The sequence below is a fragment of the Neobacillus sp. NRS-1170 genome, from assembly GCF_050468025.1.
Genome location: NZ_JBITPF010000078.1, coordinates 38,485 through 51,460, shown reverse-complemented (window position 1 = coordinate 51,460; position 12,976 = coordinate 38,485). Strand labels below are relative to the sequence as shown.

Annotated in this window: 10 protein-coding genes; 9 read left to right on the top strand and 1 reads right to left on the bottom strand. The window is 30.0% G+C overall.

What is annotated here, in order from left to right; genetic code table 11:
* The first annotated feature begins 12 nt into the window (after nucleotides 1-12).
* Complete coding sequence (locus ACIFOT_RS27960) at nucleotides 13-1,557, top strand: response regulator (RefSeq protein ID WP_430070901.1); 1,545 nt, start codon at nucleotides 13-15, stop codon at nucleotides 1,555-1,557.
* An 829-nt stretch (nucleotides 1,558-2,386) separates the two neighbouring features.
* Here ACIFOT_RS27960 and ACIFOT_RS27955 read toward each other — a convergent pair.
* Nucleotides 2,387-2,614 carry a hypothetical protein gene (locus tag ACIFOT_RS27955; protein WP_430070898.1) on the bottom strand — a complete coding sequence of 76 codons (228 nt, stop codon included), beginning with the start codon at nucleotides 2,612-2,614 and terminating at the stop codon, nucleotides 2,387-2,389.
* Between the two features lie 358 nt (nucleotides 2,615-2,972).
* On the opposite strand from ACIFOT_RS27955, the gene ACIFOT_RS27950 reads away from it, so the two are divergent.
* The 8 genes from ACIFOT_RS27950 to ACIFOT_RS27915 all read left to right on the top strand — a co-directional run bounded on the left by ACIFOT_RS27950 (nucleotide 2,973) and on the right by ACIFOT_RS27915 (nucleotide 12,548).
* Nucleotides 2,973-5,081: an AAA family ATPase gene (locus ACIFOT_RS27950; protein WP_430070895.1), complete on the top strand. Its 2,109-nt coding sequence runs from the start codon at nucleotides 2,973-2,975 to the stop codon at nucleotides 5,079-5,081.
* A 141-nt stretch (nucleotides 5,082-5,222) separates the two neighbouring features.
* Nucleotides 5,223-6,635, top strand: a complete 1,413-nt coding sequence (locus ACIFOT_RS27945; RefSeq protein WP_430070893.1) for a restriction endonuclease — start codon at nucleotides 5,223-5,225, stop codon at nucleotides 6,633-6,635.
* A gap of 500 nt (nucleotides 6,636-7,135) precedes the next feature.
* Nucleotides 7,136-7,396, top strand: a complete 261-nt coding sequence (locus ACIFOT_RS27940) for a hypothetical protein (RefSeq protein ID WP_430070891.1) — start codon at nucleotides 7,136-7,138, stop codon at nucleotides 7,394-7,396.
* Nucleotides 7,397-7,630: 234 nt separating this feature from the next.
* Nucleotides 7,631-7,966: a hypothetical protein gene (locus ACIFOT_RS27935; protein WP_430070889.1), complete on the top strand. Its 336-nt coding sequence runs from the start codon at nucleotides 7,631-7,633 to the stop codon at nucleotides 7,964-7,966.
* A gap of 96 nt (nucleotides 7,967-8,062) precedes the next feature.
* Entirely contained in the window at nucleotides 8,063-9,823 is a 1,761-nt protein-coding gene (locus tag ACIFOT_RS27930) for an SIR2 family protein (protein WP_430070886.1), read from the top strand.
* A gap of 222 nt (nucleotides 9,824-10,045) precedes the next feature.
* Nucleotides 10,046-10,306, top strand: a complete 261-nt coding sequence (locus ACIFOT_RS27925; protein WP_430070883.1) for a hypothetical protein — start codon at nucleotides 10,046-10,048, stop codon at nucleotides 10,304-10,306.
* A 39-nt stretch (nucleotides 10,307-10,345) separates the two neighbouring features.
* Nucleotides 10,346-11,377: a restriction endonuclease PLD domain-containing protein gene (locus ACIFOT_RS27920; protein WP_430070880.1), complete on the top strand. Its 1,032-nt coding sequence runs from the start codon at nucleotides 10,346-10,348 to the stop codon at nucleotides 11,375-11,377.
* A gap of 124 nt (nucleotides 11,378-11,501) precedes the next feature.
* On the top strand, nucleotides 11,502-12,548 hold the full coding sequence (locus ACIFOT_RS27915; protein WP_430070877.1) for a hypothetical protein: 1,047 nt from the start codon (nucleotides 11,502-11,504) through the stop codon (nucleotides 12,546-12,548).
* Nucleotides 12,549-12,976: the final 428 nt, after the last annotated feature.

Sequence of the window (12,976 nt, the reverse complement as noted above, 5' to 3'; positions counted from 1 at the left end):
GAGTTTTCTATTATGTATAAACTTTTAATTGTTGATGATGAAAAAATTGTAATTGAAGGCTTAAAATCAGCAGTTAACTGGCAGGAGCATCAGATTGAACTAGTAGGATCTGCTTCAGATGGAGAAGAAGCACTTAAAGAAATCATGAATAAAAAGCCTGACATTGTATTAGTAGATATAAGAATGCCTAAATTAAATGGATTGGATTTAATTCAAGAAACAAAGGCTCTTAATCTTGATACTGTTTTTATCGTTATAAGCGGTTATTCAAAGTTTGATTACGCCAAAAGGGCTATTAAACTCGAGGCAATCGACTATCTAGTTAAACCTATTGAAGTAGAAGAAATTGTTCATTCTATTAAAAATGCCATTTTAAAACTAGAAAAAATAAAAAATGAAAAACAAGCAACTGAGCGGATTCATGAATATCAAATGGCTTTAGAAGAAAAGCGTGTCCTTGATTACATTTTAGGACAAAGATTTGTTGTGCCGGAAAAGGACCAAAAGCTACAAAGTTTTTCTTTTTTAAACATCGGATTGAAGGGGTTTGACTGGGATGATTCAAATGCCACTGAAAAAATTCAAGCTTCCTTAGAGTGTTTAAAAAGCCTATTGGAAAACAGGAAGATACAGAACTTTGTCTTTACGATTGATAGTGAAATCGTCATCATGATTTCAAACGCTGGTTCAGCGCTCGGGAATGACTTGGTTCAGGATCTTGTGTCATTGCTCTTACATGATATGAACATAAGACCGATGGTTGGAGTAAGTAATATCTATGTAACTATTTCGGACATAAAGAAAGCCTATAGTGAAGCAAAAGAAGCGTTGAAAAATGGTGTTTTTTCAAACCAGTTAATAACCTATTATAAAGAATTAGAAACGTTCAATCATTCCTTTGGTAATCGTATTATTGAAAAAATTGATACATTTTTTAATGGAAAAGGCCCAGACCTTCTTAGCAACATGAATCTTTTCATGGACAAAGTTTTTCTCGATTGCCAAAAGAGCAGCCTCCCCCCAGAAAAAACAAAATACGTCTCTTTTAAAATCGTTAATCATTTCTTGGAATATATCGAAAGTGAATATGAAATAAATAAAAGCGGCGGCGAACGATATTTAGTTTACCAAGAATTAAATCAACTGCAGTCTTTTGAAGAAATCAGAGTTTGGCTAGAACAATTTATTGGGCAATCCACTGCTAATTTAAATGAAAATCACGTGTCATATAATGAAAAATTAATCATCGATTTAAAAAGTTTCATTAATGCTAATTATAAAGAACCAATTGTTTTAGATGATTTAGGCAAGCTATTCCATAAGAACCCTGCCTACCTTTGTAACTTGTTTTCTAAGGCAGTTGGCAGCACCCTCTTTGAATATATTACAAAGGTCAGATTAAATAATGCCAAAAAACTGTTAAGAACCACCAATTTAAAAGTATCCGAGATTTGTAAACAGGTAGGCTACGAAAATCAAAAATACTTTAATCAAGTATTCAAGAAAAATACCGGAACAACCCCAGGTATCTATCGTTCACAGCACATACTAAAGTAAATGTTGGATGAGAGCAATTTGTTGGGGGAGGACACATGAATTTATGTGCTCGGACGAGTGTTATTTAGAGTACCCGCTTGAATCAATGTGCGAAAGGGAGAATAATTTAATTAAGCCCCTGAAGGTGATTGGTAAATGAATCATATCTTCACAAAAATAGTAGCGAGTCTTATTTTCTGAGTTCTCTATATATGCAATGTTTTTATATCCTTCTCTTTCCTTCCAAAGTGGTCTGCTTCCTAGAGTGCCAGACCACTTCGTAGCTTAGTTCATACGGAACTAGGCTATTTTATTAAACAAAAAGCACCACAAATACGGTGCAAATTTATATACATTTTATTGTACATTTTTAGCTGTAAATTCACGTTTTGTTATTGGAAACGGAACCCGTTAGGCATACTGGGTAAAAGACTTAAAAGCAAACCAGAATAGTGCTTACAAGTTAAAAGCCAATATACGATTGATAAAGTTTCTGAGTTTTTCGGTCTTGAAATTGATATTTAATATATATAAAAAGAGACAATTCTAGATATGAAGGATTGTCTCTTTGGCCAGTTCAAATTATAGAGTAATTTATAAAATTAACCTTTCCCATATAGTTATTAGCTTTTCTGGGCCTTCAACTTTTATCTCATTGAGATCGCTCACCCATAATCTTAAAATTTCAAGTTTATCAAGACCTTTTGAAATTATAGAAACTCTTTCTTTTATTCTTGTGATGTCAGGAAAAGCCACAATATAGATAGGGGTATGTCTAGGTGATAAGGATTGTTGAAATCTTATCACTTGGGTTAGTTGTTCTGACAATTGAATGTCGAGCTGTGAACCGTCAAAAACCTATATCCGTACCAGAATTCTTATAGGCCTGATTTCCTCTAGATTCAATTATAAGTTCCACATTATTCTTTACTGCTCTAATATCAACCTCAGAATGTGATGCTCCTGTAGTTATTAAAAAACCTTTTTGTTCTAAAAAATCTATGATGGATTTGTTAACCTCGTTAGGATTCATGATTAATACATCAGGACTAACAAAGGAGGAGTTTGTCGTAGGCATATAAAGTCTCCCTTCAAGTAAAATTATTCCATTTTAATTATACTGTTTAGTCGCTTAAATAGTTATGAATGTTGTACAAACAAAAACCAACCCTAACATAAATTGTAGAAAATAATTCGTCTTGGGCTTTTTATTTGGAGGATTTTAATACATTAAAAAGTTATAGAATTGTTCTGAACATAAGTGAACTAAATAAAGCTTCTGATAAGGGTTGTTAATTTTATTTAAAACCATAGTCTCCTAAATAATAAATTAAATTGTGTAATATATTAGCAAAATTTGTAGAAGTATACGTGGGAAAAATATACAATTAAAAATAAAGGAACTTCAAAATTGGCATAATTTTGGGAGGAATAACATGGATATTAAATTAAGCAATTGTAATAGTATTGAGACTGGGACTATTACAATTATAGAAAATAGTCTCAACATTAAATATGCAATTAATGGAACAGGTAAATCTACAATTTCTAAAGCAATGGAGTCAAACATTATCGATAGATTAAACTCAACAAATCATCTTCTAAATCTTAAACCATTTAAGTATAGAGGAGATAAGGAAACAAATAACCCAATAATTGAAGGACTAGATTCTATAAGTAGTATTTCAATTTTTAACGAGAGCTATATAGACCAATATGTCTTTCTACAGGATGAACTCTTGAAAGATAGTTTCGAAGTTTTTATTCATGATGAAAAATACGACGAGGGCATGCAAAAAATTAATGAATACATAAAAGTGATTGGGGATATTTTTGTAGGCAACGATGAAATTGATAATCTAATGAGTGACTTACTAGAACTAAGTAATTGTTTTGGAAACTCAAAGGGACTAGCTAAATCAAGTAGTATTTTTAAAGGTATTGGAGCAGGTAATAAAATTCAAAATATACCAGAAGGATTAACTGTTTACAAAGATTTCTTACAAAATAAGCAAAATGTAAAATGGTTAAAGTGGCAGATGAGCGGTAATGAATATTTAGAGATATCGAGTATTTGTCCTTTTTGTACCAATACTGGTATAGAAGAAAAAAAGGAAACTATATTAGCTGTTAAGAAAGAATATGATTCTAAGCTAATTGAACATCTAAATAAGGTGATAGATATTATACACCGATTAAGTTCATATTTTACGGAAGATACCTACAATAAAATACTTGCTATTTCACAAAGCGTTGACGGGCTAAAAGAAGAACATGAGAGATATCTATTAGAAGTTAGAGATCACATTAATATACTTTATAACAAGTTAGCAAAGATAAGAACATTAGGTTTTCACACTTTAAAAGATTTTAGCAGAGTTAAAGAGGTTGTAGAGGGTTATAAGATTGATATTGAGTATATTGCTCATCTTAATTCAACTGCAACTTCTGAGAAAGTAAATAATATAAATGAATTGTTAGATAGTATTCTAGAACAAGCAGGTCACTTACAAGGTGAAATCAATAAGCAGAAAAGACACATTGAGAAAACAATAAAAGATTACAATGATGAGATAAATAGTTTTTTACAATATGCAGGTTATAACTATCAGGTAAACTTAGAGGAAGATAACGAAGGAAACTATAAGCTAAAATTAAAACATAATGACTTTGTAGAAGACCATATTTCAAATGTAAAACTTCATCTAAGTTATGGGGAAAGAAACGCTTTTGCACTTGTGTTATTTATGTTTGAAGTGATTAAGAATAATCCTGATTTAATTATATTGGATGATCCTATATCTTCTTTTGATAAGAACAAAAAATACGCAATAATTGATATGTTGTTTAGAGGGGAAAAAAGTCTTAGGGGAAAAACAGTATTAATGTTAACACATGATTTTGATCCAATTGTCGATATGATCTACCATCTACCGCATAAATTTCAACCCGTACCCAAAGCGGCTTTTTTAGAAAACGTAAACGGAATCTTAACAGAAAAGTTTATTGAGAAAAAAGATGTTAAAACATTTTTGGAAATAGTTAAAGAAAATATATTTTCACTTGATGAAGATATAAATAAATTAATTTATTTAAGAAGGTTATTTGAAGTGAACGAAGATAAAGCTGAGCCATATCACTTACTATCCAATTTATTCAAGAAAAGGGAAATACCTGAATTTATTGCCAATGGTATATCTAGACCTATGACTCAAGAGGAAATAGATATTGCTACATCTATAATATCCGAATATATTCCTAATTTTAATTATGAAATTTATTATAATACGGTAGCAGATGTTCATAACTTAATTAGACTTTATGAAAAGTCTTCGAACAACTATGAGAAATTGCAGATATATAGAATCATAAATATAGGAAATAGTAAGAATGATATTATAAGAAAATTTGTAAATGAGACATATCACTTAGAGAATGATTATATGTATCAGCTGAATCCTTGTATATATCAGATTGTTCCTCATTTTATTATTGACGAGTGCGATAAAGATGTTATTGATTTAAAACAATCAATTACGGTTTAACTATAATCATAACTAAATTTAAATATATGTTATATAGGAAGTTTTTGTTTTAGTGTTGATTGGTATTATGTTCATGTAATTAATAAAAAAGTATGAAGAATATAACATACAAGGTTGTGTAGTATGAGTAGGACTTTAACAATGTCTAGAGTTAAAAATTATAATATTTTGGTGAAAGTTGATACTAACTTGATTAATCCTACTAGAGTTAGGTATCCTGTGGATTTGCTAACTAATAGTGAATTCACGATACAAATAAATCAATTTAAATTAATATATGCCATCGGTTCAATTCAATCTAGAAGGTTTAATCCTTCTAACAGACAAAAATTTACTGATAAAGAAGATTTGATTGAAAAAATTAAGGACGATAATGATTTTAAAGTAGAAATTGATAGAATTCGAAATTTATTAGGGTCAGAAACATTAGGGAAAATATCTGAAGATTTTGGTGTTGGGATAGCGGTTCTAGTGGCAGATTATCTTTATAATATTGATTTAACAACATTACATAGGATTACAGAACATGGGAAAAGACCTGATATAAAATGCATGACTAGTTATGGAGAAGAGTTAGTGGTTGAATCTAAGGGCTATACAAATTATAACAACTTAAGAGGCCAATTAAGTAATGCACAAATCCAAAAGAGATCTATTTCATCAGACATACATACCGTTTCATTAACTCTATTAAATCAAGACTCGATTTCCACAAATGAGTTTATCGATCCTCCTAGTCAGCCTAATGAAAAGAATAAAGAATTGATAATAAAAATTCAGAAGGCAAAGCATTATTCTGCAGTCTTTAGTTTTATTGGTCAAAGTGAATTAAGTAAATATTTTTCATTTATGAAAAATAGACTTGAAGAAACCGAGGATGTTAATATCTTAAATAAAAAAGAAAGTCTATACAGAAAAATTAAGAAAGATTATAGAGAGTATAGTATAGATGGTAGGATATATAAGGGAACCTTAGAAAGAATAAATGATGAGAAACTTATTTTCTTAGGGATTGATCAAAATTTATTATCATATGAGGGGTTTTATAACTTTCAGGAGTATCATTCTGACTTTGAACACTACCCAAATGAACAGGATTTCTTTTATGTTTATAGAGATGGTATTTGTGTAGGGGAAATATCCAGTGACAATTTTAGTGAAGATATTGAAATACACCATTTTCAAAAGAAGACTAGAATATCTGATATTGATGATATGAATATTATTTCTTTTGAAAAATATATTGAATTTCTATTTGTTGAGAATGGTTACTCCGTAAACAACTTAAAAAATAATTATGACAAAGGATATGATTTTGAGATTTCAAAAAATAATAAATCATATAAGGTTCAAATAAAAAAAGTTTCTTCAGTTAATAAAACAAACAAATTTTATAGTTACGATATGTCAATAGCAGATATCCTTATTACAAATGGGATAATAGAACAACCAATTAAATCCAGAAGAGACAATACTATTATTATTGACAGGGAACATTTAATGGAAATCTGTAAAAAGAACAGTTTATTAGAGAGCATTATTGCAAGTAAGTAACACTTCAAAAGAACTTAGATTTCAAATTAATATTCTGGTGAAAAGTGAATTACAGTTAAAAAAAATAAGAATTAAATTAAATAAGATAAACACCACTACACCATTATATATCTGCCATCACTACTCAAGCCATTGTGAAGCTGTTGCTAAAATCGAATTGAGAAATGAGCAAAAATAGTTAATCTTTTCAGTAGACCATTTCATTAGGTGGTCTTTTTTTTATATTGTATTGTTCTGTATATGAATCCAATTGAGAAAATAATTGTTTAACTTTAAGCGCGGTGAACCTTACCATAAGTAAATGAGGTTTTTTATATAAAAAGAATCATTTTTATACATCTGATTTTTTGAAAAAGGTATACTAATTTTGTGGGTAAGGAAAATTTTTACTATGTTAATAATCGTTAAAACTACTATTTAGTTGAAAGTAAAAGTACTGGCTGCCCTGTTTACAATTTTCTCTTAACGAGTAATACATCATATAAAAAAGGGTGACATGAATGTTTCCAGAACATATGAATAAAGTGCATATAGAGTTTTTAGAAAAGATTGACCCAAGAGAATTGTTACAGAAGATAAGAAGATTTAGAAATCTAAATTTGTCTGTAATGACTAAAGAAGCCATTTATAATGAAATATTTCATGTATTAACTTTTGAAGGAAAGTTTTATTACTTCACTAGTTTAAAAAATTACCCTAAAGGAACAAAATTTTTTCGGACAAGGATTTTAGATGGAGCAATAATCCCTAATAATAATTAAAAGTAGAATCAGATTTTTGGAATTGTCCTAGTAAATATATTAAAAAGTATGGAAGATTAAATAAACCTTATGAATCATTGCTTTATACTACACCAGAGAACCCTGCGGTAACGTTAAAGGAAATTAAGATTCCTGATGATTCATATTATGCCCTTATTACTTATGTATCAAAAGATATAGTAAAAGTAAATTCTATTGGACAAGAATATGATTACGAAATCATGGGAATCAATAGTGAATTTCCTAAAGGACGAGTTTAGTAGAGATGTAGGAATTGGCAATGAATATTTATATATCGTCTCTGAGTTTATAGCAAAATCATTTTTTGACTTGCCTCCTAGAGACATACAAGATGCCTGGGTTTTTCCATCAATTAAAGATAAGAATAGTTATAATGTTTGTTTTAGACCAGAAGTAGCTAGAGAGGGGGCATTAATATGTCAAAAGCAATCTGGTAGTGAAGATATCATTGTTAAATGTGTATCACATGGCTTCGATGAAAATGGTGTAGCGCAATTTTATCCGCTTGGAAGTGATATACAAAAAGCATTTTTTCCAGAAATAGTATAAACCTTGCATAGTTACATCCCGGAGATAGTAAGTGAGATTTGATAGTTTTTTTTAAAAGACCAAACAAACAAACTTTAAAAACATTAGGGGGAAGTTATGATAGATGAAAAATTGATGTCATTATCTTTTTCAGTTGAGGCAAATAAAGGTGTATATGCTTTATTGCTTGGTTCAGGTATCTCTTATTCTGCAGGTATTCCTACAGGGTGGGGTGTGTTAAAAGAATTATGCAGGAGAATTATGCTATTAAATGGAGCAGATGATCAAGATGAAATTAAATGGTATGAAGAGAAATTTGGAAAAGCACCGCTTTATGATGAGGTAATAGGTATGTTGGCAAGAACTTCTTCAGAACGTAACGGTTTATTAAAGGAATTTTTTGAACCAACTGAAGAAGACTTAGTGCATAATAGAAAGCTCCCAACTGTAGCACATCGTGCAATAGCAGAATTAGTAAAGCAGGGCTACATAAAGGTAGTTGTAACAACAAACTTTGACCGTTTACTTGAACAGGCTTTAGATGGATTGAACGTACAATATCAAACGCTTTATCATGACTCAGATATTGAAGGAATGAAACCTTTAGCTCATGCTGATTGTACAGTTTTAAAAATACATGGTGACTATAGAGATACAAGGTTTAAAAATATAACAGATGAATTAGAGAGTTATTCAGAGCCTTTAACAGATATTTTAGAAAAAATATTTGATGAGTATGGATTAATAATTTCAGGATGGTCAGCGGAGTGGGATACTGCTTTAAGAGATACAATTAAGAGTGTAAAGGGTCGTAGATATTCATGGTATTGGCACGCTTTTTCAACTGAAATTAATGAGAAAGCGAGAGAGTTAGTAAACTTTAGAGATGCTAGTATTATTATAGATAGTGAAGGTGCTGACCATTTCTTTAACTCGCTTTTGGAAAATGTGGAAAGTATTAATAAAGTAAAAAGAGTAAATCCCGAATCACTTCAAGTTAAAATTAAAAGTTTACAAAAGTACTTATTAAACCAACAAGATATGGAAATATCACAGTTAATAGGCCATGAAACCAAGAATATATTGGATTATTTTAACAATATCAATTACCATCAACATGTATCTAAGGAGATTGTTCGTCAGTATGTGGAAGAACTTAATGAGAAAGTCAAACCATTATCTGTATTGTTATTTCTCTTGTCTTATGATGTTAAAACAAATAAACAAGAACAGCTTATAATTGAAACAATTGAGAGATTAACATCTTTTAAGCATGATGGGCAGATTAGGCTATTGAATTTGCAACAATTACCCTTACAAATAATCTTGTATAGTATTGGCATAGCTTTAGTTAAAAGTCAGAATTATGAGCTATTGAACAAGGTTTTTGTTAAGCCAAAGGCAAGAGATAGAATTCACAATCGGTTAGATTTTATGACCTTTTCTTCTCCCTATAGAGGACTTGGAGAGTTATTTAACTTTTTGTACTCCCCAACAAATTTTCATTTACCTATGGAAGAATTCATGAATCAATATCTTGAAAATGTTCTAGTAGCAACTCAATTAATATTCGATAAAATCGAATTTGAGATTTATTATGATTTCTTTGAATTTATACGATGTATAAAGTATCGCTACCACGGGAAGGGTGGTTATTATCCTAGTGGTAGATTTGGTTTTAAACCATATGAAAGACGGCATCTTGAACAGCTAATACAGGAAGGTAAGGGTAATGAAAACTGGAATCTGTTTATACTAACTGGTCAAAAAGAATCTGATTTCGGTAACGCCTTAAACAGTTTAGTAAAGGATTTAAATGAAAATTATCGTTTTGATGGTCAAGGTTTGTTGGAAGCATATTTTGGTAAGGAAAATTAATCGGGAAACCTCATTTAGATACACTACGGTGAACCCTATCATAACCTAAAATTAGGAGCAAATTTGAGTAATAGAACTATAAGAAAGGAGTACTAAAAACAAATTCTTTCAGAGAGGAATTTTCAGTAGCTCCTGGAAAATACAAAAATAGTTTTGGAAATAATTCAAAGACACCGTTGAATAAATTAATTTATCTTTACTCAAGATAAGGAGATAAAATATATGATAGAAGAGATATGGGAGCGAATTAGATCTTGTGAAGGAGAGACTTTCAAACAGATAAAGGGTGGGGAGTTCTATTATACAATTAAAAGTAATCAATTACATTTAAGTAGAACAAATCGAATTATCTCAAAAGGTATAATTGAGCAAGCATTAGTACATGTACCTTTTGAGAACACTGTACCTTTACAAAATCTGCAAGCGCCTTCATATATATTCGCCATTCTTATGGACAAGAGAATTAGAAAGAATGACTGGTGAATTAGGGTAAAATAATCAAAATCAAAGGGAAGAGTTCTAATGGAAATTATAAACAATTTATATTCGAACCATTTTAATTACATCAAGTACTTATTAGTGGATGCTGATGAACTGCATATTATTAGCCCATTTTTAATGGAATCATTTGATATCTTTTTTGATGAAATAAAAGATATGGGTATAAAAAAGATTTCATTAGTAACTACATTAAAAGACGATAATCTTGACTTAATAAAAAAATCAAATTCATTGCATTCATTTTGTTTTAATTGTTTAACTCATTCTATTGATTATAAGATATTCATTGATAATAAATTACATGGGAAAATATATATATCTTCCAAAGATAATGTACCCTATAAGGCAATAATCACATCTGCTAATTTTACTGAAGCGGGTTTAGGCTTTAATCATGAATGGGGTATTCAAATAGATGACTCCAACCAAATTAGAAAAATTATTGATGATTTGTCTAACGTTAGTAGTCATGCGCTTACTAATGATGAAATTACAAATATTATTTCGAGAATAGATAGTTATACTGATAGTTCAGGAGAAACAAAGAAACCCAAAATTGATTTAAAAGTTAGTGATTTAATCAAGAAAAGAGCTAAAATACATAAATCAGACATAAGGTATTTTATTAAACCAGTGGGTTGGTCAGATAGACCTTTCTCCACGAATAGAAGTTTAAGTAATAATATTGAAAAGCTCCATTTTTCTAAAAGAAAACCTTCTGCGGTAAGAGTTGGTGACATATTGATCTGTTATGCTGTTGGTACAACCAAATTGTTGGGTTATTATGAGGTAATTGATGAACCCGTCTTCTTGGAAGATGCTGAACGATGGCCATGGGAAGTTAAAGCTAAGAATCTTTCTATTGATTACAGTCAAAGATGGAATTTCTTCAATAATACAATCTCAAGCATCCAAGCTACATATGATTCTCCTGAACCAATTACATTTGTTGGGGGAAAATCTCTAGGAGCATTAAACTTTGGAGCAGACAAAATTAGATTAACTGAAGAATTCGCTAATCATCTAATAAATATCATCAAAAACTCTAGATAAATAAGAAGTGCTACTTTAGGAGTAATTTAGAAATTTAGTAAACTGTCACCCAACATCCAGTCTTAGGTGTTGGGTTATAAATTAATGTTTTTAATAATTTCAATTGATTATAAGGAGAACTTGGGTGAAAAATGAGGCTTTATTAAAAAATGTACAAGATGTTTTTAGCTTTGAACCAGAAGGAGAAACCTATCAACTAGATAGTATTAATTTTTGCAAATCAAAGCATTTGATTAACTTAATAAAAAGATTAAATACATTAGAAACTCAATGTAAAATTAAAGTTATAACTCGTGGTTTTTCAATTAGAGATAATAATAACAACTTTAATCGTGAGGAACATGATTATTTTTTAAATTATGAATTAAATAAGTTTTTTATAGTAGGGCAAAAAGGTGCACATTATTTAGAGGAACAATTAAGGGATAGACGGAATTTATATAATTACGATATGTACGACAGAAGGATATTAATTCAAGAAATAATAGATCTTTTTGAAGAAGCTAATAAAATATTGAAAGAAATTGGGGCAAGGGGAACAATAAGTTCTAGGTTTATAGATTTTTCTGAAGATATCCCATTGGCTCAATTACAATATAATAAGATTTTTTTAACTGCTTTCCTACATAATATAGGTCGGAAATGGTCAGGGAAGATTTCTAGTCCATTACTTTCATTTTCACATGGTTTTCGAAAAAAAGAAACAGCAAAGAATTTTGCAACCAATGCATTAAGAGATGGCATCCCAAGAAACGATGGATTTATTATTTTAGGTTATGTTCCACTTGAAAGTATGAGTTTTGGAAAATTAACTGATGAATTAAATATGGAATTAGAAGAGTTAGGGGTGACCTGGCATGAGAATGTTCACAATGAAATTATGTTATTAGATGGAATAATGCCTCATCATATAATCGGTTTGTTTGAAATTAAAGAAAATGGAGAAGAAAACTTTATATTAAATCCTTGGTTAGGAAAGATGTTTTCTGAAAGTATGCGCTTCCATTATTTGAGGGGAATTGAAATCAATCAAGATAGGTTCGAAGAGTTTGCAACTGATTTAAAGTATGGAGCATTTATTTTAGAAACAGATGAAGGGCGTTATAACAAAACTTTTCAAGACTTAGATTTTCATTCAGTACCTGTAATAAATAACATTGGTGAAAATTGAAGATATTAAAATTATTCTATTATGCCTAAAGGCTAGTCTGGAAAAATATAGTTGATACTGTAATGGTTTTATTTTCAAAAGAGTTATGGTTACTATAAAGTAACAACTTATAAAAAAAACCAAACCCAATTCATGAAAAGTTTTATAGTCAGTGTGGAGAATAGATAGTGCAGATTTACCCTTATTGCGAAGATGAAAATACGGCAGATGCTCTATACTGTAAACATTGTGGTAAATCGATAGGATAAATTTTACATAATACATGTAATAGGATTTTTATCGATCTTCAATAATCGGGCGCAATTATTGTAGAATTTTTATGGGAATTTAAAAAGGTAAACACCACTACATCATTATGTCTCCGACCAACACTCAAGCCATGTGGAGTGCGTAAACAAATGTAAGTAAATATCGTGGTTACTGAAACA

Bases quoted from the DNA above. Each gene is read 5' to 3' on its own strand.
- ACIFOT_RS27960 (WP_430070901.1), top strand. From the start codon at position 13: ATGTATAAACTTTTAATTGTTGATGATGAAAAAATTGTAATTGAAGGC.
- ACIFOT_RS27955 (WP_430070898.1), bottom strand. From the start codon at position 2,614: ATGCCTACGACAAACTCCTCCTTTGTTAGTCCTGATGTATTAATCATG.
- ACIFOT_RS27950 (WP_430070895.1), top strand. From the start codon at position 2,973: ATGGATATTAAATTAAGCAATTGTAATAGTATTGAGACTGGGACTATT.
- ACIFOT_RS27945 (WP_430070893.1), top strand. From the start codon at position 5,223: ATGTCTAGAGTTAAAAATTATAATATTTTGGTGAAAGTTGATACTAAC.
- ACIFOT_RS27940 (WP_430070891.1), top strand. From the start codon at position 7,136: ATGTTTCCAGAACATATGAATAAAGTGCATATAGAGTTTTTAGAAAAG.
- ACIFOT_RS27930 (WP_430070886.1), top strand. From the start codon at position 8,063: ATGATAGATGAAAAATTGATGTCATTATCTTTTTCAGTTGAGGCAAAT.
- ACIFOT_RS27925 (WP_430070883.1), top strand. From the start codon at position 10,046: ATGATAGAAGAGATATGGGAGCGAATTAGATCTTGTGAAGGAGAGACT.
- ACIFOT_RS27920 (WP_430070880.1), top strand. From the start codon at position 10,346: ATGGAAATTATAAACAATTTATATTCGAACCATTTTAATTACATCAAG.